Source organism: Nonomuraea sp. NPDC003707, assembly GCF_053587055.1.
Genome location: NZ_JBSFNK010000014.1, coordinates 245,191 through 268,196, shown reverse-complemented (window position 1 = coordinate 268,196; position 23,006 = coordinate 245,191). Strand labels below are relative to the sequence as shown.

General features: G+C 69.8%; 26 protein-coding genes. 17 read left to right on the top strand and 9 right to left on the bottom strand.

All coding sequences use genetic code 11. The features are described from left to right. Nucleotides 1–75 precede the first annotated feature (75 nt). Together ACWDRB_RS33600 and ACWDRB_RS33595 are read left to right on the top strand one after the other, a co-directional pair. A complete protein-coding gene (locus ACWDRB_RS33600) occupies nt 76–990 on the top strand; it encodes a hypothetical protein (protein ID WP_449900484.1) in 915 nt (304 codons plus the stop codon). Between the two features lie 124 nt (nt 991–1,114). After that, nucleotides 1,115–2,866, top strand: coding sequence for a DEAD/DEAH box helicase (locus ACWDRB_RS33595; protein ID WP_449900482.1), 1,752 nt, complete (start codon nt 1,115–1,117; stop codon nt 2,864–2,866). 9 nt (nt 2,867–2,875) lie between these two features. On the opposite strand, the gene ACWDRB_RS33590 is transcribed toward ACWDRB_RS33595, so the two are convergent. The 3 genes from ACWDRB_RS33590 to ACWDRB_RS33580 form a co-directional block, all read right to left on the bottom strand. Beyond that, complete coding sequence (locus tag ACWDRB_RS33590; protein WP_449900480.1) at nt 2,876–3,328, bottom strand: GNAT family N-acetyltransferase; 453 nt, start codon at nt 3,326–3,328, stop codon at nt 2,876–2,878. Between the two features lie 74 nt (nt 3,329–3,402). Then, nucleotides 3,403–4,542 carry a hypothetical protein gene (locus ACWDRB_RS33585; protein ID WP_449900478.1) on the bottom strand — a complete coding sequence of 380 codons (1,140 nt, stop codon included), beginning with the start codon at nt 4,540–4,542 and terminating at the stop codon, nt 3,403–3,405. Continuing rightward, nucleotides 4,532–5,626 (bottom strand): helix-turn-helix domain-containing protein, encoded by a 1,095-nt coding sequence (locus tag ACWDRB_RS33580; protein ID WP_363962824.1) that lies wholly within the window; start codon nt 5,624–5,626, stop codon nt 4,532–4,534. The genes ACWDRB_RS33585 and ACWDRB_RS33580 overlap by 11 nt, the downstream gene beginning before the upstream one ends. A 478-nt stretch (nt 5,627–6,104) precedes the next feature. On the opposite strand from ACWDRB_RS33580, the gene ACWDRB_RS33575 reads away from it, so the two are divergent. Then, a complete protein-coding gene (locus tag ACWDRB_RS33575) occupies nt 6,105–6,245 on the top strand; it encodes a hypothetical protein (RefSeq protein WP_350730099.1) in 141 nt (46 codons plus the stop codon). A gap of 172 nt (nt 6,246–6,417) precedes the next feature. Further along, nucleotides 6,418–6,795, top strand: a complete 378-nt coding sequence (locus tag ACWDRB_RS33570) for an STAS domain-containing protein (RefSeq protein WP_449900475.1) — start codon at nt 6,418–6,420, stop codon at nt 6,793–6,795. Here the strand turns inward: ACWDRB_RS33570 and ACWDRB_RS33565 are convergent, their stop codons facing one another. The 3 genes from ACWDRB_RS33565 to ACWDRB_RS33555 all read right to left on the bottom strand — a co-directional run bounded on the left by ACWDRB_RS33565 (nt 6,796) and on the right by ACWDRB_RS33555 (nt 9,356). Beyond that, complete coding sequence (locus tag ACWDRB_RS33565) at nt 6,796–7,308, bottom strand: hypothetical protein (RefSeq protein WP_449900472.1); 513 nt, start codon at nt 7,306–7,308, stop codon at nt 6,796–6,798. Nucleotides 7,309–7,441: 133 nt separating this feature from the next. After that, entirely contained in the window at nt 7,442–8,011 is a 570-nt protein-coding gene (locus tag ACWDRB_RS33560) for a nicotinamidase (protein WP_449900470.1), read from the bottom strand. 61 nt (nt 8,012–8,072) lie between these two features. Then, nucleotides 8,073–9,356 carry a nicotinate phosphoribosyltransferase gene (locus ACWDRB_RS33555; RefSeq protein WP_449900468.1) on the bottom strand — a complete coding sequence of 428 codons (1,284 nt, stop codon included), beginning with the start codon at nt 9,354–9,356 and terminating at the stop codon, nt 8,073–8,075. A 46-nt stretch (nt 9,357–9,402) separates the two neighbouring features. On the opposite strand from ACWDRB_RS33555, the gene clpS reads away from it, so the two are divergent. From clpS to ACWDRB_RS33530, 5 genes are all read left to right on the top strand, one after another. Continuing rightward, nucleotides 9,403–9,696, top strand: coding sequence for an ATP-dependent Clp protease adapter ClpS (clpS, locus tag ACWDRB_RS33550; RefSeq protein WP_185071427.1), 294 nt, complete (start codon nt 9,403–9,405; stop codon nt 9,694–9,696). Nucleotides 9,697–9,724: 28 nt separating this feature from the next. Further along, nucleotides 9,725–10,249 (top strand): DUF2017 domain-containing protein, encoded by a 525-nt coding sequence (locus ACWDRB_RS33545; RefSeq protein ID WP_350730108.1) that lies wholly within the window; start codon nt 9,725–9,727, stop codon nt 10,247–10,249. 9 nt (nt 10,250–10,258) lie between these two features. Continuing rightward, entirely contained in the window at nt 10,259–10,660 is a 402-nt protein-coding gene (locus tag ACWDRB_RS33540) for a M67 family metallopeptidase (RefSeq protein ID WP_350730109.1), read from the top strand. Nucleotides 10,661–10,866: 206 nt separating this feature from the next. Further along, nucleotides 10,867–11,139, top strand: a complete 273-nt coding sequence (locus ACWDRB_RS33535) for a MoaD/ThiS family protein (RefSeq protein WP_185071430.1) — start codon at nt 10,867–10,869, stop codon at nt 11,137–11,139. A 1-nt stretch (nt 11,140) separates the two neighbouring features. Next, nucleotides 11,141–12,088 (top strand): PLP-dependent cysteine synthase family protein, encoded by a 948-nt coding sequence (locus tag ACWDRB_RS33530; protein WP_350730110.1) that lies wholly within the window; start codon nt 11,141–11,143, stop codon nt 12,086–12,088. 58 nt (nt 12,089–12,146) lie between these two features. On the opposite strand, the gene ACWDRB_RS33525 is transcribed toward ACWDRB_RS33530, so the two are convergent. Beyond that, entirely contained in the window at nt 12,147–13,964 is a 1,818-nt protein-coding gene (locus ACWDRB_RS33525; protein WP_449900465.1) for a DUF3352 domain-containing protein, read from the bottom strand. 178 nt (nt 13,965–14,142) lie between these two features. Then, nucleotides 14,143–14,469 (bottom strand): hypothetical protein, encoded by a 327-nt coding sequence (locus ACWDRB_RS33520; protein ID WP_449900463.1) that lies wholly within the window; start codon nt 14,467–14,469, stop codon nt 14,143–14,145. A gap of 110 nt (nt 14,470–14,579) precedes the next feature. Between ACWDRB_RS33520 and ACWDRB_RS33515 the strand changes: the two genes are divergently transcribed. From ACWDRB_RS33515 to ACWDRB_RS33505, 3 genes are all read left to right on the top strand, one after another. Beyond that, entirely contained in the window at nt 14,580–15,371 is a 792-nt protein-coding gene (locus tag ACWDRB_RS33515; protein ID WP_449900461.1) for a thioesterase family protein, read from the top strand. A gap of 104 nt (nt 15,372–15,475) precedes the next feature. Then, nucleotides 15,476–16,387: a glutamate racemase gene (murI, locus tag ACWDRB_RS33510; RefSeq protein ID WP_449900458.1), complete on the top strand. Its 912-nt coding sequence runs from the start codon at nt 15,476–15,478 to the stop codon at nt 16,385–16,387. Next, entirely contained in the window at nt 16,384–17,136 is a 753-nt protein-coding gene (locus ACWDRB_RS33505; RefSeq protein WP_449900456.1) for an MBL fold metallo-hydrolase, read from the top strand. Before murI ends, ACWDRB_RS33505 begins: the two co-directional genes overlap by 4 nt. Here ACWDRB_RS33505 and ACWDRB_RS33500 read toward each other — a convergent pair. Beyond that, nucleotides 17,121–18,359: an MFS transporter gene (locus ACWDRB_RS33500; RefSeq protein WP_364251015.1), complete on the bottom strand. Its 1,239-nt coding sequence runs from the start codon at nt 18,357–18,359 to the stop codon at nt 17,121–17,123. The genes ACWDRB_RS33505 and ACWDRB_RS33500 overlap by 16 nt on opposite strands. 68 nt (nt 18,360–18,427) lie before the next feature. On the opposite strand from ACWDRB_RS33500, the gene rph reads away from it, so the two are divergent. From rph to ACWDRB_RS33475, 5 genes are all read left to right on the top strand, one after another. After that, complete coding sequence (gene rph / locus ACWDRB_RS33495) at nt 18,428–19,147, top strand: ribonuclease PH (protein ID WP_350730356.1); 720 nt, start codon at nt 18,428–18,430, stop codon at nt 19,145–19,147. After that, the gene (gene rdgB, locus ACWDRB_RS33490) at nt 19,144–19,734 is read left to right on the top strand and encodes an RdgB/HAM1 family non-canonical purine NTP pyrophosphatase (protein WP_350730123.1); all 591 of its coding nucleotides are present in this window, start codon (nt 19,144–19,146) and stop codon (nt 19,732–19,734) included. The genes rph and rdgB overlap by 4 nt, the downstream gene beginning before the upstream one ends. A 46-nt stretch (nt 19,735–19,780) precedes the next feature. Continuing rightward, on the top strand, nt 19,781–21,547 hold the full coding sequence (locus tag ACWDRB_RS33485) for a molybdopterin-dependent oxidoreductase (RefSeq protein ID WP_449900452.1): 1,767 nt from the start codon (nt 19,781–19,783) through the stop codon (nt 21,545–21,547). A gap of 489 nt (nt 21,548–22,036) precedes the next feature. Beyond that, nucleotides 22,037–22,696: a toxin glutamine deamidase domain-containing protein gene (locus ACWDRB_RS33480; protein WP_449900449.1), complete on the top strand. Its 660-nt coding sequence runs from the start codon at nt 22,037–22,039 to the stop codon at nt 22,694–22,696. Next, nucleotides 22,693–22,962: a hypothetical protein gene (locus ACWDRB_RS33475; RefSeq protein ID WP_350730129.1), complete on the top strand. Its 270-nt coding sequence runs from the start codon at nt 22,693–22,695 to the stop codon at nt 22,960–22,962. The genes ACWDRB_RS33480 and ACWDRB_RS33475 overlap by 4 nt, the downstream gene beginning before the upstream one ends. Nucleotides 22,963–23,006: the final 44 nt, after the last annotated feature.

Sequence of the window (23,006 nt, the reverse complement as noted above, 5' to 3'; positions counted from 1 at the left end):
CCCTCCTGTCACACCGATCACGGTTCTCCTGACCATCGTCGCGCGGGGTGATAGGACAGCGGTCAGGGAGGTGCCATGGAGGATGACACCGAGGACGACCGCCGGGTCTGGCCGCCTCAGCCCGCTCCCAGGCATCGCCGTACTCCTCCGCGGTACGCGTGGGGCGCGCCCCACGAGGAGGAGTCGCGGCGGGGGCGCACGGGCCCTCTTGAGGCCGTGCCGGACCCCGACCCGGAGCCGGTACGGCGGCATGCCCGGTCCAGCGGTCCTGAGCCGGTCCGCGGCGAGCCCGACCCGCTGGACCTCGGGCCCGAGGAGTCGTGGAACCCGCAGATCCGCAGGACCGCCTCGTACGGCCTGGACCGCGAGTTCGAGCCCTGGGAGTCGCTTCCCCCGTCCGCGCGCCTCTACGGCTCTCCGGCGGACCCCGGGCGGCGCACGGGCGTGTCCGGGAGGACGCTGCGGCGCTGGGTGGTCGTGTCGGTGGCCCTGCTGGCAGGCGTGGGCCTGGTGGTGGGGGCGACCGTCGTGACGCTGCGGATCACCGCGCCTTCGGCGGAGAGCGGGCAGCTGAGCGACTCCCTGGCCAAGGTGTCGGTGGCGCTGCCACAGGGGTGGAGCCAGGCGCCGGTGCCGCCCGTGACGGGCTTCACCTCCGTGGCCAGGGACGGCGGCGGCGGGCTCGTCATGGCCAGGCCGGTCACAGGGGCCGTGGCGGACGCCAAGAAGGCCACGGCGGAGGCGGCGGAGCTCTACTCCCGGCTGCTGCTCAAAGGAGACCGGGTGACCGTCGTCGAGGACAAGGAGCTCCCCGGAGGGCACACCCGGGCGCTGCGGGCGGAATATCAGGATGTGGTCAACCGGCCGGCGTTCCTGAGAGTGACGCTTCTCACTCGCGCGGGCTCCGCGGTCATGCTCCTCGGGCTGCTCCAACCCGAGGAAACCGCACGCAGACAGGCCCTCGACACGGTCATGACGAAGATCAAATGACCCGCATAGCACGCGGGGAAGAGCTTGGCCAGAATCCTCAACTCACGGCACGTCTTGTCGGTCGGCCCGATTACTATCGGGTCACTGTGAGAGAGCGAAGCACACTAACCCCAGAGGTGATGCGGTGAGCACCTTCGCCGCGTCCCACCTTTCGCCTTCCTATCCCGACCGAGCAGCATGGGGCACCGCCCCCAAGCTCCGTGCGTGGCAGCAGGAGGCGTTCGACCTCTACTTCAGGCGCGAGCCGCGTGACTTCCTCACCGTGGCGACCCCGGGGGCGGGCAAGACGACCTACGCCCTGCGCATCGCCAGCGAGCTGATCGCCAACGGCGTGATCAGGTCGATCACGATCGTCACGCCCACCGAGCACCTCAAGCGGCAGTGGGCCGACGCCGCCGCGCGGGTCGGCATCGGCATCGACCCCGAGTTCAAGAACAGCCAGGGCACGACCTCGCGCGACTACACCGGGGTGGCGGTGACGTACGCGCAGGTCGCCATGCACCCCGCGCTGCACAGGGCGCGCACGGAGGCGCGCAAGACGCTGGTGATCTTCGACGAGATCCACCACGCGGGCGACGCCAAGTCGTGGGGCGACGGCGTGAGCGAGGCGTTCGAGCCCGCCACGCGCCGCCTCCAGCTCACCGGCACGCCGTTCAGGTCCGACGACAACCCGATCCCGTTCGTCGGCTACGAGGAGGACGCCGAGGGCCTCAAGCGCAGCGTCGCCGACTACTCCTACGGCTACGGCCCCGCGCTCGACGACGGCGTCGTGCGCCCGGTCATCTTCCTGGCCTATTCCGGCGAGATGAAGTGGCGCACGCGGGCGGGCGACGAGATCGCCGCGACGCTTGGCACGCCGCTCACCAAGGACCAGCTCTCGCAGGCGTGGCGGGCCGCGCTCGACCCGAAGGGCGACTGGATCCGCCAGGTCATGCAGGCCGCCGACCGGCGGCTCACCGAGGTGCGCAGGGGCGTGCCCGACGCGGGCGGCCTGGTCATCGCCACCGACCACGAGACGGCCCGGGCCTACGCCCGCCACCTGCGCAACATCACCGGCGAGGGCGCCACCGTGGTCCTCTCCGACGACCCCGGCGCGTCGAAGAAGATCAAGCAGTTCACGGCCTCGCCGGACCGCTGGCTGGTGGCCGTGCGCATGGTGTCGGAGGGCGTCGACATCCCCCGCCTGTGCGTGGGCGTCTACGCCACCTCCACCTCTACCCCGCTCTTCTTCGCCCAGGCCGTGGGCCGCTTCGTGCGGGCCCGCAAGCGCGGCGAGACCGCCTCGGTCTTCCTCCCCTCGGTGCCCACGCTCATGGGGCTGGCCAACGAGATGGAGGTCGAGCGCGACCACGTGCTCAACAAGCGGCCTCCCGAGGACGGGCTCGACGACAGCCTCCTGGAGCAGGCCAACCGCCAGAAGGACAATCCCGACGTCCTGGGCGACGAGCTCCCGTTCGAGACGATGGAGACGTCGGCCACGTTCGACCGGGTGCTGTTCGACGGCGGCGAGTTCGGCACGGGCGCGGCGGTCGGCTCGGCGGAGGAAGAGGACTTCCTGGGCCTGCCCGGGCTGCTGGAGCCCGACCAGGTGGCGACGCTGCTGCGCAAGCGGCAGTCCGACCAGCAGGCGGCCAGGCGCAAGCAGGAGGAGGAGCAGCCGCGCGAGACGCTGGCGCCGCACGAGCAGATCGCGGACCTGCGGCGCGAGCTCAACGGCCTGGTGGGCGCCTGGAACCACCGCACGGGTCAGCCGCACGGGGTCATCCACTCGGACCTGCGCCGCTCGTGCGGCGGGCCGCCGATCGCGCAGGCGACGGCGGAGCAGATCCAGGAGCGGATCGACACCATCCGCCGCTGGGCCACCCAGCGCCGCTAGCCGGCGCGCTCAGCCGAGCTTTCTGACGAAGATGCGGCACAGCTCGGGCCGGAGCTCGAGCCCGCCGTTCGGGTGGTAGACGACGTCGGTGGTCGCCACCTCGCCGTGCGGCCATTCGGCGTAGCCGCGGCGCTGGTACAACCTCAGGGCGTCGGGGTTGTCCAGGCCCACGCCGAGGGCGACCTGGTCGTGGCCGTCGGCCAGGAGCCGCTCCTCGGCGGCCCAGAGCAGCGCGGTGCCGATGCCCCGGTTGCGCATCCGGGGCACGACCTCCAGGTGCGTGAGCAGCGCCACGCCCGGTAAGTGGGTACGCAGCTCGGGCTCCTCCGCGGGCCCCAGCCACATGTAGACGTCGCCGACCGCCACCCCGCGCTCCCAGGCGACGAGCAGGGCCCCGTGACCGGAGTCCTGCCTGGCGAGCCGGTCGGTGAAGTAGCCCTCCTGCCCGAGCGAGTCGACCATCGCAGGGAGGTCCGTATGGACGGCCTGACGGATATCACGTGGCCCCACGGACGACAGATTCCCGGTTCGCCCACTTATGAATCAAATGAGGTCCACTGGCGCAATAGTGGTGCACCAGGTCTGACCAGCCATTTCATGGCATCGGCCACGCTCGGCCCGAGTTGCGGGATCCTGGCGAAGTGATCGGCCCACTGGTCGCGGTCCGCCGCCCACGCCTCCAGGTACTTGACGCAGAACTGCGGCGTGATGCGGTTGAGGCGGCCCAGCGCGGCCAGCAGGGACTCCTCCATGGCCCGGCGGCTCGTCGTCGCGTCCGGCGAGAGCTCCCTGACGCGGCGCAGCACGTCCTTGACGAAGTCGCCGCGCCTGGCGAGGGCGCCGACCCAGTACGCCGGATCGGCGGCGGCCTGCCAGCCCGTGCCCCCGCCCCCGTCGAGCAGCCAGTAGACGCCCTCGGCCAGCACGTCGCCGAGCTCCTGGTCCCGCGCGCGCATGGAGCGGTCGAAAGGGTCGTACGGGCGCTGCTTGACCATCCCCGTGACCGCGAGCGGGCGCACCGACTTCTCGCCCAGCAGGTAGAACCAGTCCTCGTTGTAGATGTTCGGGAAGAACGAGGGGCCGCGGGTCGTCTCGACGGCCAGGGCGCCGCCGCCCACGAACGACTCCTGATGCCCGCCGGTCAGCCGGTGGGCGTGGCACACCACCGAGTTGTCCGGGTAGCCGCCGATGTGCATGCCCACGGCGTCGTACGAGTCGAGCAGGGCGGCCGCGTGCGCGACCTCCTCGTGCCCGCCGACCTCGATGTCGTCGTCCAGGAAGACGATGCGCCGCCAGCCCATCAGGCGGGCCAGCAGCAGCCCCGTGTTCCGCTTGGCGCTGAGGTCGGTCGCGCGGGCGAACGGCGTGCCCTTCAGCAGGGCCGTGGTCGCGAAGTCCGGCAGGTTGAGCCGGGCCACGTTGTCGATGTCCACGGAGATGAACTGCAGGCCGGCCGGCATCAGGAGGAGGTCCGGTTTGCTCCACTTGCTGTGCAGGGTCACGAGGGGGCAGTCCAGGGCGATCGCCAGCCGGATCGCGTGGCTCAGCCAGACCGGGTGCCTGATGGTCGGCACGACGATGGCGTCGACGCGGCCGGACTTCGCGACTCGCGGGTAGACCTCGATCAGATCCCGGTGGGAGCCGTGGTGATGCTCCGATCCGACCTCAGTCCCCACGAGAGGGCTCCGACCACTCATGCAGCCGGAACGTGTTCAGGGTCCAATCAGGAGTGACGACCACGCGGTCCCTGATCCTGACGCGCGTGAGAATGCTGTAGGCCGCGGCGGTGCCGAAACGTGCCCGCAGATAGACGGCGTTGCGGTCGCGGAATCGCTCGTCGGTCAGGGCCCGCACCGCACCGTAGACGCCTCTGCCGTACATCCCATTGCAAATGGTCAACGTGCGCTCGACATTGTCGGGATTGACGCCGCGGTAGAAGAACCCGACGTCCTCAAGGAGTTGCAGATTATCGCCGGACCCGGCGGTGACGGTGTAGTGCCGGCGCGTGTCGCCCCCCTCGATGACCTCGAAATACGGACCCTTTTCCCCCTCCCAGTCGGGCACCTGCCGCACCGGGAGTTCTGCTTGCGCGAGCACCGCCCCGGTCACCGCGTTGTAGTCGACGCCGCCCAGGAGCACCACGTGCGTCGTCAGGTCGTCGGAACGCAGATCCTCGGTGGAGACCAGCTTCACCGGGCTGCGCGGATTCGCGGCCCGGAGATGGCCCCACAGCTCGAAGAGGGAGTCGAGGTCGGAGTACTTGTACAGCTCGATGTAGTCGGGGCTCGACGGGTCCGCGTACGGGATCTTGGTCCGGTCCTCCTCCGGGACCTGCGAGCAGATGACCGTGATCGGCTCCCCGTCCCGGAAGTGCCAGGGGCCGGCCTGGAGCGCGTCCCGCGCCGCCGGCTCGGCGTTCTCACCCGACGCCTGGGACTTCAGCGCGGCCTGGCGCAGCCGGTCCAGCTCGGCGAGCAGGTGGCGGTGGTCCTCGAGCTCGCCCGCCGTCAGGTCGGACACGGGGAGCACGCGTGCCGTCCCGTTGGAGATCGATCGCTTGGTCGCGAAGAACGCGGCGTACTTCTCCAGCCGGTGTAAGGGCGGGATCTTGCTCGCATGAGCCGACTCCCACGACGAGATCAGCGCGACGCTGACCTGGAACGCCTCGCGCAGCTGTGCCTGGGTGACGCGCCGGTCAGGCCAGTGGCTTTCGCGCAGCTCGCGCAGTCGGCGCGCCAGCGCGGAATTGACGCCGCTCATGCCAGCCCCATTGGTGTGAACTTCAGTAATCTCTAGTGAACATCAACCTGGCGGCGGAATCGATGAAGAATCCGCAGCTAAGGCCTAACAGAACAGCCAACGTGCACAAACGGGTGAGCACAAGAGCCATCAGTCTAACCATTCAGCTGTCACCGCCGTGTACGAATAGGGCGGTTCAGTCGGGGTAAACCTCTAATTGGAGAAGATTCACTGAAGTTAGCTGAATATGGGTGGAGGTGGTTCGTGGCGAGGGTCCGATGAGCCACACCCGGCAGGAGCGGCATCCCCATGCAGAAAGACAGCGGAACACCCCCGCGACGAGCCCAATCATCGGCGGAGGTGCCCGCGAGCGAGGTTTCTGTCAGAGCGCGTCTCCGCACCAGGGAAAACCTTCATGACCACACTAGTCCTCCACCTCTCGGTGGCAATACCAACATCAACCGATACCAGAGCCTTGACCCTCTTCCTCCTGACGGCCTTGATCACACTGGCAGCGGCGGCCATCCGCTGGATGGTGAAGCGGGCGAACGTCGTCATGGTGATCAGCGGCACGGGCGTCCTGGTGATCGTCCTGTCCGTGCTGCTCGCCGCCTACGTGATCACCTTCGGGACAGCCTGAGGGAGCCGTCGCGCGTGGCGCTCCGCCCCCCGGCGCTGCGCGTGCCGGTCGCGTGTGACGATGGGTGACTCTGTGCGTTTGGCCACAGAGCGGCGCTCATCTGTTAGAAACTCGACGGAAGAGGCAACAACCACTCTTGGCTTGTCTCGGGATACGCAGAAGGACTTTGCCCATGTCGTCTGAGGTCACCAGAAAGCCGATGCTGACCGTGACTTCCGGCCTCTCACGAAACGCCGTCATCCTCAAGCTCGAGGGCGAGCTCGACGTCAACGTCCTGCAGGTGCTGCGTGAGCACCTCGAACCCGTCTGGGCCCTTCCTCCCAGGCCCTTCCTGATCCTGGACCTGGGCGAGCTCTCGTTCTGCGACTCCATGGGGATGAACGAGCTCGTCGGCGTCATGCAGCGGTGCGAGTCCAGAGGGACCCGGCTGCTGCTCGGTGGGGTTCAGGGGGTCATGGCCAGGGTGCTGTCGATCACCGGGCTGCGGCACGCGTTCGAGGTCTTCGCCCGGCTCGACGACGCGCTGCGGCTCGCCGTGGCCAAGCCCTGACTACGTCTGGGGGATGCGCCGCCCGGTGCGGCCGTCGGTCAGGACGTAATCCGGCTTCTCCCGCAGGGGAAGCTTCAGCGCGGCCCGGCCGCTCTCGACGCGCACCGGCAGCGTGAACACGCGCTGGTGGTGGCCCGTGAGCGCGGCCGGGTGGCTGCCGACGTTGGGCCCCTCGTACAGCCATAGACGCAGTTTGCGCCCCTCGGCCCGGACCACGACCTCGGCCGCCCCGCACTCCTGCGGCGCCGCCGCCCAGGTCAGCACGATCTCGTGGGCCACCTTCGCCGAATGGGGGACCGGGACGCGCTCCTGGCAGGAGGCCACGAGGTTGGCCACGATCGCCGGAGGGGCGGGGGCGGGCCGCTCTTCGGCGCCCATCGCGATCGTCCCGCCTTCCAGCAGCGCCAGCGTGACGACCGCGGCCACCCGCTCGCCGGCGCTTCCCCGGACGAGCAGCCACAGGCAGAGAGGGCCGAGGACGAGCCAGGCCGCACCCAGGGAGATGGCCAGCATGAATCTACCTCCCGCGAAAAGGAGTTTGTGACTCTCCGTATTACTACGGCTCCGGAGGGGGTTCGTCCTCTTGAATATCACATGAACGCAGCGTTGCCTACCGCATACGCCTCGTGATCAATGGTGATCCCGGTCACCCCAGAACGGGCGCCCCCCGGAGGGTGGCGCCCGCGTCCTTCAGCGCCGCCAGCGCCGCCTCCGTGGTCGTCGGGGCCACGCCGGCCGTCAGGTCCAGCAGCACCCGCACCGCCAGCCCGTGCTTGACCGCGTCGAGCGCCGTCGCGCGCACGCAGTGGTCCGTGGCGATCCCGACCACGTCCACCTCGTGCACCCCGCGCTGCCCGAGCCACTCGGCCAGCGGGACCCCGTCGCTCGAAAGGCCCTCGAAACCGCTGTACGCGGCGGCGTAGGCGCCCTTGCTGAACACCTCCTCCACCTCCGCCACGTCGAACGACGGGTGGAAGTCGGCTCCCGGGGTCCCGGCCACGCAGTGCGCCGGCCACCTGGAGACGTAGTCGGGCGATTCGGCGAAGTGGTCGCCGGGCGAGATGTGGTAGTCGCGGGTCGCCACCACGTGGTCATAGCCGTGTTCGGCCATGTGGCGAGTGATCGCCGCCGCCACCTCCGAGCCGCCGGCCACGGGCAGGCTGCCGCCCTCGCAGAAGTCGTTCTGCACATCGACGATGATCAATGCGATCCCCATATTCAGCACTCTAATAACACGGCCCGCCGTCCGACCCGGCACCCCGCTGCCGCAGGGAGGGTCAGGCGAACTCCGTGGGGATGGCCGCGTACCCCCTGCCGAGGTGCAGGGCCTCCTGGGGGAGGGTGGCGACGGCGGCGGCGTGGCGCTCGCGGGCGGCGGGCAGGGGCTCCCTGCCCACGACCTGCCCGTCGCGCACCAGCTCGTGCAGCAAGGGGATGCCGCCTTCCGGGGCCAGGCCGCCGGTGGTGATCAGCTCGGTCTCCACGTTGCCCACGTCGTCCAGGAGCCGGTACGCCTGCTTGCGGCCCCCGCGCGACGGCTTGCCCACCGAGCGCTTGGCCACGGCCTCCAGCTTGCCCGTGGCCGTCTCCCTCGCCACCAGCTTGTACACCAGGGCCGCCGTGGGCACGCCGGACCCGGTCACCAGCGACGTGCCGACGCCGTAACCGTCGACGGGGGCGGCGGCGAGCGCGGCGATGGCGTACTCGTCCAGGTCGGAGGTGACCAGGATGCGGGTCTCGAAGGCCCCGAGCGCGTCGAGCTGCTCGCGCACCTCCTGCGCGGCGGCGGCCAGGTCGCCGGAGTCGATGCGGACCGCGCCCAGCTCCGGCCCCGCCAGCTCCACGGCCGTGCGCACCGCCTCGGCCACGTCGTACGTGTCCACCAGCAGCGTCGTCTTGCGGCCGAGCGAGGCGATCTGGGCCTCGAACGCGTCCTTCTCCGAGTCGTGCAGCAACGTGAACGCGTGCGCCGCCGTGCCGGCCGTGGGCACGCCGTAGGCGTACCCGGCCATGAGGTTGGAGGTGGAGGCGAAACCGGCGATGTACGCGGCCCGGGCGGCGGCCACGGCGGCGGCCTCGTGGGTGCGGCGCGAGCCCATCTCGATGATCGGCCGCTTGCCCGCGGCGTTGGTCATGCGGGAGGCCGCTGAGGCGATGGCGCAGTCGTGGTTCAGGATCGACAAGGTGAGGGTCTCGAGCAGCACGGCCTCCGCGAAGGTCCCCTCCACGATCATGATCGGGGAGGCGGGGAAGTAGAGGTCGCCCTCGCGGTAGCCGTAGACGTTCCCGGAAAACCGGTAATCGGCGAGAAACGCCAGAGTGTCGTCGTCGACGACCTGCCTCTTCCGCAAATAGGTGAGTTCTTCCTCACTGAAACGGAAGCGTTCTAGCTCGTCCAGGACACGTCCGGTCCCGGCGACAACCCCGTAGCGCCTGCCACCCGGCAGATGTCTGGCGAACACCTCGAAAACGGCGCGCCTGTGCGCCGCTCCGCTCCGGAGCGCCGCCTGCAGCATCGTCAGCTCATAGTGATCTGTGAGCAACGCAGTGCTCATGGTCATTGTCACGACTCGAAGACTACGGCCCAGATAGGGCAGACTCGGGGATGTGGGTAGCACCGCTCCAATCGCCGTTGAGCGTCCGTCATCGGACGTCCGGCCCGATCTGCCATGGGTGACCATCGTCTGGAACGACCCGGTCAACCTCATGTCCTACGTGACCTATGTCTTCCAATCGGTCTTCGGCTACACGAGAGAGAAGGCCGAAAAACTCATGCTGGACGTACACCACAAGGGCAAGGCCGTCGTGTCCAGTGGCACGCGGGAAGAGATGGAACGCGATGTGCAGATTCTCCACTCCTACGGCCTGTGGGCGACGGTCCAGCCGGACTCGGTCAAGTGAGGCACATGAGGTCAGTGAGGCGGCACGCGTGACATCGGGGTTTTCGTCGGGCAAGGGCGGCGTCGTCGTCGCGGAGTTCGAGGCCGCGGAGGTCTCGCTCCTGCGCTCGCTCGTGTCGATGATGCTGGGCATCGTGGAGCCGGGGCGGACCAGCGACGACCCGCTGGAGCGGGCGCTGGGCATCGGCGGGGGAGAGGCGCCGACCGACCCGGTGCTGGCCAGGCTGTTCCCGTCGGCGTACGAGGACGAGAAGGATTCGGCGGAGTTCCGCCGCTACACCGAGGCCACCCTGCGCGACGGCAAGCGGGCCGACGCGCAGACCGTCTTCGACACCGCCAGGTCGGGCCGCGCGGAGCTCTCGCCCGAGCAGGCCCAGGCCTGGCTGCGCTCGCTCAACGACGTGCGCCTGACGCTCGGCACCAAGCTCGACGTGACCGAGGAGGTCCACGACGAGATCGCCGTGATGTCCGAGGACGACCCCCGCTACCCGGCCTACCTCACCTACGACTGGCTGACCTACCTCCAGGACAGCCTGGTCCGGGCGCTCTGGTAACTTCCGGGCATGCTGTCGATCTCGCAGGAACTGGTGGACAAGATCGTCGCCCATGCCCGTGCCGACCACCCCGACGAGGCGTGCGGGGTGATCGCCGGCAGGAACGGTGTCCCCGAGCGGTTCGTCCCGATGGAGAACGCCGAACGCTCGCCCACCTTCTACCGCTTCGACTCCATGGAGCAGCTGCGCGTCTGGCGTGAGATGGACGACCGCGACGAGGAGCCCGTCGTGATCTACCACTCCCACACGGCCACCGAGGCGTACCCGTCGCGCACCGACGTCTCCTATGCCTCCGAGCCGGACGCCCACTACGTCCTGGTCTCCACGCGGGACGAGGACAAGGTGGAGTTCCGCTCGTACCGGATCCTCGACGGAGTGATTACCGAGGAAGAGGTAAGGTTTCTCCCATGATGGTCAGGCCGGTGCAGAGTTTCCTCTTCGCGCATACTCCTGCCGTCGTCGTCTACGACTGTCGCATGCGAGACCTGCAGCTCCACTGCCGCTAAGGCGGCAGCCCTGACGAGCAGGTTTCTTACCGGAAGATCCCGCGGAATCCGCATGTAGCCATCGGTGTTCTGCCGATGGGACGACGACCTGATCTGAGGAGACTGAGCGCGATGGCCATCGAGGTTCGCATTCCGACCATCCTGCGTAATTACACCGGCGGCGCCAAGGCCGTCGACGCCGAGGGCGCCACCCTCGAAGAGCTGATCAGCAATCTGGAGTCGCGCCACCCCGGCATCAAGGAGCGCCTGGTCGACGCGGGCAGCCTGCGCCGCTTCGTCAACGTCTACCTGAACGACGAGGACGTGCGCTTCCTGGGCGGCCTGGGCACGCCGCTGTCCGACGGCGACACGGTGACCGTGCTGCCTGCCGTCGCCGGCGGGTGACATGCGGTTCGACTCGCTGATCGACTCGGTCGGCCGCACGCCCCTCGTGGGGCTGCCGAGGTTGTCGCCCTCCGCCGACGTGCGGATCTGGGCCAAGCTCGAAGACCGCAACCCGACCGGGTCGATCAAGGACAGGCCCGCCCTGTGGATGATCCAGGAGGCCGAGAAGGACGGCCGGCTCACGCCCGGCTGCACGATCCTCGAGCCCACCAGCGGTAACACGGGCATCTCGCTCGCCATGTCGGCCAAGCTCAAGGGCTACAAGCTGATCTGCGTGATGCCCGAGAACACCTCGGAGGAGCGCCGTCAGCTCCTGCGCATGTGGGGCGCGGAGATCATCTCCTCGCCCGCGGCGGGCGGCTCCAACGAGGCCGTGCGCGTGGCCAAGGAACTGGCGGCCCAGAATCCCTCCTGGGTGATGCTCTACCAGTACGGAAACCCGGCCAACTGGCGCTCGCACTACGAGACCACCGGCCCGGAGATCCTCGAGGACCTGCCCACCGTCACCCACTTCGTGGCCGGGCTCGGCACGACGGGCACGCTGATGGGCGTCGGGCGGTTCCTGCGCGAGCGGGTGCCCGGCGTGCAGATCGTCGCCGCCGAGCCGCGCTACGGCGAGCTGGTCTACGGGCTGCGCAACGTGGACGAGGGCTTCATCCCCGAGCTCTACGACGAGTCCGTGCTGACCACCCGCTTCTCCGTGGGCTCGGCCGACGCGCTGCGGCGCACGCGCGAGCTGCTGGCCTCCGAGGGCATCTTCGCCGGAGTCTCGACCGGCGCGGCGCTGCACGCGGCGCTGGGCGTGGCCAAGAAGGCGGTCAAGGCGGGCGAGCGCGCCGACGTCGCGTTCGTGGTGGCCGACGGCGGCTGGAAATACCTGTCCACGGGCGCCTACGAGGGCACCCTGGAGGAGGCGGAAGAGCGCCTCGAAGGCCAGCTCTGGGCCTGACACAGCAGGAAACAGGCGGCCGGTCCACAAGGGGCCGGCCGCTTGTTCCGTTCGTCGCTCAGTTGAACAGGACCCGCAGCGAGAACGTCGCCTCGGTGTCGGTCTGCGTGCCGCTCATCCCGACGGCCCGCAGCACCTGGAGGTTGGCCTTGTCGTCGCCCTGCATGGACTTGAGGTAGAGGCTCTCCACCTTGTCCAGGTCCACGAAGACCGCGTAGTTGGCGTCGTCCGCGTTGGGGATCGCCGTCTGGAACGTCTCCGAGTCGCCCAGCGTGCCCTCACCGGCCAGCTGCTTGGCGTACTCGTCCGACGTCGCCACGGTGAAGACGCCGTCGCCGGCGACCTTGGCGATCTGCGGCGCGCCCTGCCCCAGCGCCTGCTGGACCTTGTCGACGATGGCCTGCGCCTTGGCCGGGTCGGTGACGATGCGCACGCCGCCCTTGATCTGGTCGCCGCCCAGGCCCTGGCTGTCCACGGCGAGCGTGAAGTTCTTGCCGAAGACCGTGGCCAGGTCGCCGGGCAGCTGAAGCCCGAGCTGGCTCTGCGCCTGCTCCAGCATCTGCTTGACCTCGGCGCCGCCGCTCGCCGCGGCCTGCTTCTGGATCTGGTCCCACTGCTTGGTGACCATCTGGTCGAGGCCGGAGATCGACACGGCGCCCGCCGTGGTGGCGGGCAGCGTGCCCAGGTTGGCCTTGGGCAGGTCACCCTCGGGGGTCATGCCCTTGGCGCCGCGCACGAGGCCGGCGAGCTCGACGTACGCGCTGTCGAAGCGCAGCGCGCCGGCGAACCTGGCGTCCTTGACCTGGTCCACGAGGGCGGCCTGCTCGGCCGGGACCTCCTTCTTGGCCACCTCCATGAGCCCGCCCATGTCGGCCCAGAACGACAGCACGCCCTGCTCGCCGACCGCGCCCATGTCGTCGCTGAACTCGGCGTTGTCGGCCAGGCTGCCCTCGGACTTCGCGAACTTGTCCGCCAGCGCCTGGGTCGAGCTCAGCAGCGCGTAGTCGTCACGGAAGGCGAGGCCGTACTTCTCGCCCTTCATCAGCTTGGCGATGCCGGCCTTGGCCTGCGCCTCGTCCTTGATCTGGACGGCCACCGCGAAGTCGGGCTCCTCCTTGCCCGACGGCACGGCGGCGAAGCCGACCCTGCTGCCCAGCCAGGGGTCGACGTCCTTGGCGAAGTCGACCTTGGAGTCGGAGTCGGAGTTGATCGTGTCGAAGAGCGCCTTGCGCGGGTCCTCGCCGGTGAAGGAGTCCTTGGTGACCGTGAACTTCCTGGCGATCTGGAACAGCGCCAGCTTCTGGTTCGCGGCCGGGTCCAGGTCGAGCCGGGCGTAGGCGATCGAGTTGGCGGGCAGGACCTCGTTCGGCTGCGTACCGCCGCCGCCGATGGCGCCCATGGCCCACACGGTGCCGCCGCCGAGCAGGATCACCGCGAGCGCGGCGGCCGCGGCGATGATCCAGGTCTTGCGGCCCTTCTTGGCCGGTTGCGCCGGGCCGAACCCCTCGGGCCCCTGCTGCTGCCAGCCGCTCTGGGCGTACTGGTCGTTCTGCCAACCTTGCTGCTGCTGTTCCTGCTGCCAGCCCTGGCCCTGCTGTTGCCAGCCCTGCTGCTCCTGCTGCCAACCCTGCTGTGGCTGCTGCTGTTGCCAGCCGCCCTGGGCCTGCTGGCCCTGCTGCTGGCCCTGCTGCCAGTTCTGCTGCTGGCCGTACGAACCCTGCTGGCCGTAGCCGGCGTCGTAGGTCGGCTGCTGCTGCCCGTACCCCTGCTGGGGGTCGTACGGCTGCTGCTGCTGTCCGTAGGACGCCTGCTGGCCGTAGCCCCCCTGCTGGTAGGGCTGCTGCGGCGGGTACGGCTGTCCCGATGACTGAGGCATCGTCGGGGGGTTCTCCGGCTGCTGCCCCTGGTTCCAGTTGTACGCCGTGGTCCGGTCAGGATCTTGGCCGTAGGGGGGATTATTCGCAGACATCACTCAACTCACAATGTGGACTTTTGACCACAGAGAAGTTAGCTGATGTTGCTAGACGGGCGCTTGCAATGTGCTGAAGTGAGATTCAGACTCTGCTGAGTTCCTTTCTGAGCGCATTGATGTGGACCTCGCCGCTTCCGTAGTCGACCACGCACGACCACGGCACGAATGTGCAGCCCACATAGACCAGGCGGGACAGCGAGCGGGAGAGCCAGGATGCGCGGCCCTGGTTCTCCCGGGTGAGGCCGAGCAGCAGCGGCGCGCGGCGGCTGGAGACGATCAGCCCGTAGACGGTGTGGCTCTTCTGGAGCTCGCCCCTGTGCTTGATCACGCGGATGTCGACCACGTGGCCGACCCATATCCCGTCGGAGTCCCAAACGGACTGACCGAGGAGTTCGGTGACACTTGCCATGATCGAACTTTCTCAACCGAATCATGTTTTCGCAGGTAGGCACGCTGATAGGGGGATGCCATAGACTATGCGGGCGCTAGAACATAATTCCGGAGTTGAGGCGGGCGCGGATGACCAAGTTCGACGAGGCGACTCAGGCGATCAGGATCGACGAGGGCACGTACGACGTGTGCCTCGACCCCGGATACGCCATCGGCGGCCCCCTCAACGGCGGCTACCTCATGGCCGTGATCCTGCGCGCGGCGGTGGACGCCTCGCCGTTCGAGCATCCGGTGAGCACGACGGCGCAGTTCCTGAAGGCGCCGGTCGCCGGGCCCGCGCAGATCAGGATCGAGCCGCTCAAGGCGGGCAGGACGGCCGCGTTCGCCAGGGCCACGCTCGTGCAGGACGACGTGGCGCACATCGAGGGGCTGATCACGACGGCCACGTTGCACGAGGTCGAGCCGATTTATGCCGAAAAATCGGCGTACGAGATGCCCAGCATCGAGGACTGCACCAAGCTCCCCGACCCCAAGCCCGAGTCGGGCATGAACCTGAACGCCCGGATGGAGCTGCTCTTCGACCCGCCCACGATCGGCTGGCTGAAGGGCGAGCCCTCCGGCAGGCCGGAGTCGCGGGCGTACTTCAGGATGGCCGAGCCGCAGGACCCGGACCCGTACGTGCTGGCGCTGGCCGTGGACGCGCTGCCGCCGGTGGTGTTCTCGGCGGGCGCGCGGGGCTGGGCGCCGACCGTGGACCTCACCTGGCACCTGCGGGCGCTGCCCGCCCCCGGCTGGCTCACGCTGCTCGGCAGCGGCCAGCTGGTCTCGGACGGCTGGTTCGACGAGGAGGTCGAGGTACGCGACTCCACGGGCCGCCTCGTGGCCCAGTCGCGCCAACTCGCCCGGGTCGGACGCGGCTGACCGGCCCGAATGTGACCAAGACAACACCCCCCGCACGCCGCCGTGTCGTACCTGTGAGCATTCTTACGCAGAGTTGATCGTGCAGGTCGCCTACCCTCTAGAGCGTGCCGGACGCGAGTATTGGGATCTTCGACAGCGGGGTCGGCGGCCTGACGGTCGCGCGCGCGATCATCGACCAGTTGCCCAATGAGTCCATTACGTACGTGGCCGACACGGCCCGTCAGCCGTACGGGCCGAAACGCATCGCCGAGGTCCGCGCCTACGCCCTGGAGGTGATGGACCACCTCGTCGACCACGGCGTGAAGATGCTCGTGATCGCCTGCAACAGCGCCAGCGCCGCCGTGCTGCGCGACGCCCGCGAGCGTTACGACGTGCCGGTCGTCGAGGTGATCCAGCCCGCCACCAGGCGAGCGGTGCGCGCCACCCGTACGGGCAGGGTCGGCGTGATCGCCACCAGGGCCACCATCGCGTCCATGGCCTACCACGACGCCTTCACCGCGGCGCCCGACGTGCAGCTCACCGGCGTGGCCGCCCCACGCCTGGTGGAGTACGTCGAGCGCGGGGAGACGATGAGCGACGAGCTCATCGAGGTCCTGGGCGAGTACCTGGAGCCCATCAGGGCCGCCGGGTGCGACACCCTCATTCTCGGCTGCACCCACTACCCGCTGCTCACCGGCGCCATCTCCTATGTCGTCGGCGACGGTGTCACGCTGGTCTCCAGCGCCGAGGAGACGGCCAAGGACGTCTACCGGATCCTGCACGACCGCGATCTGGCGGCAGGAGGCGAGGCCACCCCCCGGCACCGCTTCCGCGCCACCGGCGACTCCCTGCTCTTCGCCCGGCTCGGGCGACGGTTCCTGGGGCCGGAGATCGATGTGGTCGAAGTCGCACCAGTGGGGGGTACTACCTCTAACGGCCACTCGGCCGCGCCGGTGTCGGGACTGACGAGCGACGACACCGGATTCCGGCGGCCGGGTAGCGACGCGGAGCGTCGCATCGGGAAGGAGCCCACATGAAGGTGACCATCGTCGGGTGTTCGGGCAGCTTCCCCGGGCCCGACAGCCCCGCGTCCTGCTACCTCATCGAGGCGGACGGGTTCAAGCTGCTGCTCGACCTCGGCAACGGGTCGCTCGGCGCGCTCCAACGCCACATCAGCGTGTACGACGTGGACGCGATCTGCCTGTCGCACCTGCATGCCGACCACTGTCTCGACCTGTGCTCCTACCACGTGGTCCGCACGTACGGGCCCGGCGCGCCGTACCCCACCCTGCCCGTCTACGCGCCGGCCGACGCGCCCGCCCGGCTGTCGGCCGCGTACGGGATGCCGGACGAGCCGGGCCTGGAGACCGCGTTCGACTTCGTGCCGCTGGCGCCGGGCTCGTTCGAGATCGGGCCGTTCACGCTGACCGCCGGGCTGGTCAACCACCCGGTCGAGGCGTACGGCTTCCGCGTGACCGGCGGCGGCCGGTGCGTGGCCTACTCCGGCGACACCGGCGAGTCGAGCGAACTGGTGAAGCTGGCCACGGGCGCCGACCTGCTGCTGTGCGAGGCGTCGTTCGTGGAGGGGCCGGACCTGCCCGCCGACCTGCACCTGACCGGCCGCCAGGCCGCCCGGCACGCGGCCGAGGCCGGCGTCGGACGGCTCGTGCTCACCCACCTCGTCCCGTGGAACGACCAGGCCACCGTGCTCGAGGAGGCGATGGGAGGCGGTTTCGACGGCCCGATCGAGCTGGCCCGCAGCGGCGCGGTCTACGACCTGGCCTGAGCCTGGGTGAAGTCGCGCATGCGGGGCAACGGGGAGAACAGCAGCGGCACGAAGGTCAGCAGCCGGGCCCCCATGATCACCCACAGGGCCTCGCGCACCCCGATCTGCTGGGCCAAGAGCCCGCCGAACAGCGCTCCCAGCGGCATGATGCCCCAGGTCATGAACCTCACCGACGCGTTGACCCGGCCGAGCAGATGCTCGGGGGTCACGGTCTGGCGGTAGGTGACCTGGCCCACGTTCAACAATGTCGCGCTCCAAGTGAGCGCGATCGAAGTGATCGCGAAGCACACCACCCGCCAGTCGGCCTGCGTCATCGGCAGCAGCAGGCCGAAGGGCGAGCCCAGGATGACCGCCAGCCAGGTCATCCTGGCGGTGCCGTACCGCCTGGACAGCCAGGAGCCGGTGAAGCCGCCGATCAGGCCGCCGATGCCGCCCGACATGAGCAGCAGGCCGATGGTGCTGGGGGGCAGCTTGACCACCTGGGCCAGGAACAGCACCGACAGGCCGAGCACGGCGCTGGTGCACAGGTTTCCGGCCACCGTCGAGGTGGCTAACATGCGCAGCAGCCGGTCGCGCCACAGGAACGACAGGCCCTCGCGGATGCCGCGCAGCAGCGGAGTGCGCTCGGTGACGGCGGGCGGCTTGTCGGGGGCCTTGATCGTGCCCAGGAAGACCACCGAGGCGAGCGCGCCGAGCGCGGTGGCGAACAGCGTGCGCGGCGCCCCGAGCAGCTGCACCAGCGCGCCCCCCACGGCCGGCCCGGACAGGAACGAGCCCGACCGCACGATCTCCAGCTTGGAGTTGCCGTCGGTGAGCTGCCCGGTGCCGACCAGCTCCGGCAGGTACGTCTGGTCCGCCACGTCGTTGAAGACCTGGGCCACGCCGGCCAGCAGCGCGATGGCGAACATCAGGCCGATCGTCAGCAGCCCCAGCTCCGCGGCCAGCGGGATGCTGGCGAGCAGCAGGAACCTGGCCAGGTCGGAGGCCAGCATCACGCGCCGCCGGCGCATCCGGTCGACCCACACCCCCGCGGGCAGACCGATCAGCAGGAAGGCCGTCGTCTGCAGTGCTGACAGGACCCCGATCTCCACCGGACCGGCGTTCAGCGCGAGCACGGCCGCCAGCGGAAGCGCAACACGGGAGATATTCGCGCCTAGTTCACTGGCAACGTGCGAACTGAGGAACCGCAGGAAGTCAGGGTTACGCAACACCCCCGTTGTCATTGCGTAAGGATCCATGTGGCGGACACATTTGGTCAAGGGTGTGGTGGCGCGGAGATAGGGTGATCTGCATGTCCCGACAGGATGGCCGCAACCCTGACCAGCTTCGTCCCATAACCATCACCAGGCAGTGGCTTGCTCACGCCGAGGGATCGGTGCTGGTCGAATTCGGCAACACGCGGGTGCTGTGCGCGGCCTCGGTCCAGGACAGCGTGCCCCGGTGGCGAAGGGGCAGCGGCCAGGGGTGGGTTACGGCCGAATATGCCATGCTGCCCCGGGCGACCAATACTCGTAACGATCGCGAATCGGTCCGCGGCAAAATCGGCGGCCGGACCCACGAGATTTCCCGGTTGATCGGGCGTTCCCTCCGCGCTTGCGTCGATTACAAGGCGTTGGGGGAAAACTCCATTCTGCTCGACTGTGACGTGCTGGACGCCGACGGCGGCACCAGGACCGCCGCGATCACCGGTGCCTATGTCGCGCTCGCCGACGCGATCGCCTGGATGCGCGAGCGCCGGATGTGCCCGGGCGAGCCGCTGATCGGCTCGGTCGCGGCCGTGTCGGTCGGGGTGGTCGGCTCGGTGCCGCTGCTCGACCTCTGCTACACCGAGGACGTGGCCGCCGAGACCGACATGAACGTCGTGATGACCGGCGAGGGCAGCTTCGTCGAGGTGCAGGGCACCGCCGAGGGCGCCCCCTTCGACCGCGCGGCGCTCAACCAGCTCCTCGACCTGGCGACGGCCGGCTGCGAGGAGCTCACGCTGATCCAGCAGGAAGCCCTGGGCTCATGAGGATCGTGCTGGCCACCCGCAACGCGGGCAAGATCGCGGAGCTGCGCCGGATCCTGTCCGGGTTCGACATCGTCGGGCTCGAGGAGTTCCCCTCGATCGGCGACGTCGCCGAGACCGGCGTCACGTTCGAGGAAAACGCGCTGCTCAAGGCGCACGCCGTGGCTCAGGGGTCGGGGCTGCCCGCGGTGGCCGACGACTCGGGGCTCTGCGTCGACGTGCTGGGCGGCATGCCGGGCGTCTTCTCCGCCCGCTGGTCGGGGCGGCACGGCGACGACCAGGCCAACCTGGACCTGCTGCTCGCGCAGGTCTCCGACGTGCCCGCCGACAAGCTGACCGCGCACTTCGCCTGCGCCGCCGCGCTGGCGCTGCCCTCGGGGGAGTCCCGGGTGGTGGAGGGCGCGCTCCAGGGCCATCTGATCTCCGCCCGCCGGGGGTCCAACGGGTTCGGGTACGACCCGATCTTCGTGCCCGACGGCGAGGAGCGCACGACGGCCGAGCTGTCGCCGGAGGAGAAGGACGCGATCAGCCACCGGGGCCGGGCCTTCCGCGCGCTGGCGCCCGTCGTGCGCGATCTGCTCAGCTCGTAACCACCGTGTAAGAACCGCTCGGGGCCGGGCGGCGTAACGTCGGACTGTGCAGAGTAATTCGGTGGTGCCCGCCTGGGCGCGGGCCCTGATGGGGCTGGTGGCCGGGGGCGTGGCTCTCGGGATCGCGCAGCTCGTGGCCGCGTTCGCCGGGGCCAAGTCGTCGCCCGTGGTGGCGGTGGGCGACGCGACGATCGACCTGACGCCTGCTCCGGTCAAGGACTTCGCGATCAGGACGTTCGGCGAGAACGACAAGACGGTCCTCATCGCGGGCGTGCTGATCGTGGTGCTCGGCGTGATCGCGCCTCTCATCGGGACGCTGGCCGTCCGCAGGCTCGCCTACGGCTTCGCCGGGCTGGCCGTTTTCGCGGCGATCGGCCTGGCGGCGGTGCTGACCCGGCCGGAGGCCGGGATCCTGGACGCGCTGCCGACCTTGGTGGGGGTGGCGGCCGGCGCCTGGACGCTGGGATGGCTGGTACGACGGGCAGCAGGCGAGCCCCTCACCCTTCCGGCGTCCCCACCCGCCAACGCCACCCAGCCCCCCGGCACCGCCGCGATCGGGTCCGCCGGTGTCGCCGAGTCCGCCAATGTGACCGAGTCCACCGAGCCCACTGACGCCCCCCAGCCCACCGGCGCTCCCCAGCCCACCGGTGCCACCGAGTCCGCCGGTGCCAGGAGGGACGGCAGCGGTGAGGCCCGTGACGGAGTGGAGCGGCCTGCGGTCATGCTGGCCGGGGCGGACCTGTGGACGTTCGACCGGCGGCGGTTGCTGACCGGAGCCGCCGGTGGGGCGGTGGTCGCGATCGGCGGCGCCATGCTCGGGCAGGCGCTCGGCGGGCGGCGGGCCGTGGACGCCGCGCGGGTGAGGGTGGCGCTGCCCAGGCCCGCGACCCCCGCCAAACCCCTCCCGGCAGGCGCAGACCTCCACATCAGGGGCTTGTCTCCATTTATTACGAATAACCGGGACTTCTATAGGGTCGACACGGCGCTGGTCGTCCCCCAGGTGGATCCCAACTCCTGGACGCTGCGCATCCACGGCATGGTCGACCGGCCGGTCGAGCTCACGTACCAGGAGCTTCTCGGCATGCCGCTCACCGAGGCCGACGTCACGCTCACCTGCGTCTCCAACGAGGTCGGCGGCGAGTACGTCGGCAACGCCCGCTGGCTCGGCGTCCGCATGGCCGAGGTGCTGCGCCGGGCCGGGCTCCGGTCCGGCGCCGACATGCTCCTGTCCACCTCGGCCGACGGCTTCACCTGCGGCACCCCGGTTGACGTGGTCATGGACGGCCGCGACGCGCTGTTCGCGATCGCGATGAACGGCGAGGCCCTCCCCGTGGCCCACGGCTTCCCCGTGCGCCAGGTGGTGCCCGGTCTGTACGGGTACGTGTCGGCCACCAAGTGGGTCGTGGACATCAAGGTGACCAGGTTCGACCAGGACGAGGCGTACTGGACGCCGCGCGGCTGGGCGGCCAAGGGGCCCATCAAGACGCAGTCGCGGATCGACGTGCCCAAGTCGGGCGACTCCCTGAAGGCCGGGCGCGCCACGATCGCCGGTGTGGCCTGGGCGCAGCACACCGGGGTGGACGCCGTGGAGGTCAGGGTCGATCGGGGGCAGTGGCGGCAGGCGAGGCTGGCCCAGGTGCCGGGGCCCGACACCTGGCGGCAGTGGTCGATCGACTGGGACGCCACGGCGGGGGAGCACACGATCCAGGTGCGGGCGACCGACGCCGCCGGGCGTACCCAGACCGACCAGGAGGCCCCGCCCCCGCCCGACGGCGCCACCGGCTGGCACACCATCACGGTGAAGGTGACCTGAGTCCCGCTTGTCCCTGTTTCCGCAGGTACGGCCCATGGTTCTGGCGGAGAATCTTGCCGACTTCCCCTCCCTGCCATGGCGACCCCTCTACGATCGGTCGTCGAGCAGGACAGGGGGTAGGACGTGTTCCGCGAGCGCAAGCCGGGCGTCCGGTGGGTCCTTCCAGACGGACAGTACAACCCTGTGGTGGCGGAGGGGGTGCGGTGGCTCGACTACGAGCGCGCCGCCGAGACCGGCACCGCTCCCGCGCGCTCTTCGGGAGGCCCGGCCACCTTAGAGCCCGGAGCACCCGCCGACCCTCGAACCGGTCCCGATCCCCGATCCGACCGCGATCCTCAGTCCGACCGCGACCACCGGACCGGGGACCGCGATCCTCGGTCCGATCACGATCGCCGGACGGGGGACCGTGATCCTCGATCCGACCGTGACCACCGGACCGCGGATTGTGATCCTCGGTCCGATCGTGATCGCCGGTCCGAGCGTCCTGACATGTCCGATATGCCGGGGGACCTCCTCGACGCCGAGGAGGGCGACTGGTTCGACCGGACGCGCCGGCCGTCCAGGCTCGCCGACTCCAGGCCGTACGGGATGCCGGGTGGGCTCGCACAGCCGGATCCGCAGGTGGAGCAGGACCTCGCCGAGGCGCTGCGGCCCGGCGATCGCTTCCCCGACCCGCGCGGCACCTGGGTGCGGCTGATCAACGGCGGCGGGCCCGCCGACGACCCGTTCCGGGCCTCCAACGCCGCCGACTGCGCGCTGGCCGTGCTGTCCACCTGGCACGGCGAGCCCGCCGCGGCCGCGCCCAGATTCCCGGAGTACGACCGGATCGGCCGGCCCCTGCTGACCGGCGAGGAGGGGAGCCTGGCCAGGATCGAGCGGTGGGTAGGGCAGCGCTTCCAGTGCGCGGGGCAGGGGCGGCACGCCTATCCGATGATCGCGCGGCGGCTGCGCGACGCCGGGCACGGGGCCGCTGCCGCCATCGTGGTGCGCTGGCCCGGAGGCGGCTCCCACGCCTGGAACGCGGTGAACTACGACGGCGAGGTGATCTGGATCGACGCTCAGCGGGGGCACATGTCCGTCGAACCGGCCTATATGACGGTGACCGGGGTGTTCTGCGTGATTCTCGACCGGCAGGGATGGCCGCGATGAACCTCGACCAGGCCCGGGCGCTGGCCGAGGAGTACTTCAACGGCGTGCTGGCGTCCGACGAGGCGGTGCCGGTGGGGGTGCATGGGTTCCGCGACGGATATGTGGCGTGGGTACGCGAGCTCGAACCCGACGACCCGGCCACGCTGCCGGAGACGATCGGGGGCGGGTGCATCGTGATCGACCGCGCCACCGGTGAGGTGGTGGCCCGCCCGCTCCTCGACCCCGAGTCGGTCGCCGACCTCTGGCCCGGACGCACACCACGCTGAAGAGGCCGCAGCCCCGCGCACGAGAGGCCGGGGCTCCGCGCACG

Excerpts from the sequence above, each read along its gene's own strand:
- ACWDRB_RS33555 (WP_449900468.1), bottom strand. The coding sequence starts at position 9,356 with ATGACCATGAGCACTGCGTTGCTCACAGATCACTATGAGCTGACGATG.
- ACWDRB_RS33500 (WP_364251015.1), bottom strand. The coding sequence starts at position 18,359 with ATGACAACGGGGGTGTTGCGTAACCCTGACTTCCTGCGGTTCCTCAGT.
- rdgB (WP_350730123.1), top strand. The coding sequence starts at position 19,144 with ATGAGGATCGTGCTGGCCACCCGCAACGCGGGCAAGATCGCGGAGCTG.
- rph (WP_350730356.1), top strand. The coding sequence starts at position 18,428 with ATGTCCCGACAGGATGGCCGCAACCCTGACCAGCTTCGTCCCATAACC.
- ACWDRB_RS33600 (WP_449900484.1), top strand. The coding sequence starts at position 76 with ATGGAGGATGACACCGAGGACGACCGCCGGGTCTGGCCGCCTCAGCCC.
- ACWDRB_RS33535 (WP_185071430.1), top strand. The coding sequence starts at position 10,867 with ATGGCCATCGAGGTTCGCATTCCGACCATCCTGCGTAATTACACCGGC.
- ACWDRB_RS33515 (WP_449900461.1), top strand. The coding sequence starts at position 14,580 with ATGACCAAGTTCGACGAGGCGACTCAGGCGATCAGGATCGACGAGGGC.
- ACWDRB_RS33520 (WP_449900463.1), bottom strand. The coding sequence starts at position 14,469 with ATGGCAAGTGTCACCGAACTCCTCGGTCAGTCCGTTTGGGACTCCGAC.
- ACWDRB_RS33530 (WP_350730110.1), top strand. The coding sequence starts at position 11,141 with ATGCGGTTCGACTCGCTGATCGACTCGGTCGGCCGCACGCCCCTCGTG.
- ACWDRB_RS33565 (WP_449900472.1), bottom strand. The coding sequence starts at position 7,308 with ATGCTGGCCATCTCCCTGGGTGCGGCCTGGCTCGTCCTCGGCCCTCTC.
- ACWDRB_RS33540 (WP_350730109.1), top strand. The coding sequence starts at position 10,259 with ATGCTGTCGATCTCGCAGGAACTGGTGGACAAGATCGTCGCCCATGCC.
- ACWDRB_RS33580 (WP_363962824.1), bottom strand. The coding sequence starts at position 5,626 with ATGAGCGGCGTCAATTCCGCGCTGGCGCGCCGACTGCGCGAGCTGCGC.
- ACWDRB_RS33475 (WP_350730129.1), top strand. The coding sequence starts at position 22,693 with ATGAACCTCGACCAGGCCCGGGCGCTGGCCGAGGAGTACTTCAACGGC.
- ACWDRB_RS33525 (WP_449900465.1), bottom strand. The coding sequence starts at position 13,964 with ATGCCTCAGTCATCGGGACAGCCGTACCCGCCGCAGCAGCCCTACCAG.
- ACWDRB_RS33505 (WP_449900456.1), top strand. The coding sequence starts at position 16,384 with ATGAAGGTGACCATCGTCGGGTGTTCGGGCAGCTTCCCCGGGCCCGAC.
- ACWDRB_RS33570 (WP_449900475.1), top strand. The coding sequence starts at position 6,418 with ATGTCGTCTGAGGTCACCAGAAAGCCGATGCTGACCGTGACTTCCGGC.
- ACWDRB_RS33560 (WP_449900470.1), bottom strand. The coding sequence starts at position 8,011 with ATGGGGATCGCATTGATCATCGTCGATGTGCAGAACGACTTCTGCGAG.
- ACWDRB_RS33590 (WP_449900480.1), bottom strand. The coding sequence starts at position 3,328 with ATGGTCGACTCGCTCGGGCAGGAGGGCTACTTCACCGACCGGCTCGCC.
- ACWDRB_RS33480 (WP_449900449.1), top strand. The coding sequence starts at position 22,037 with ATGTCCGATATGCCGGGGGACCTCCTCGACGCCGAGGAGGGCGACTGG.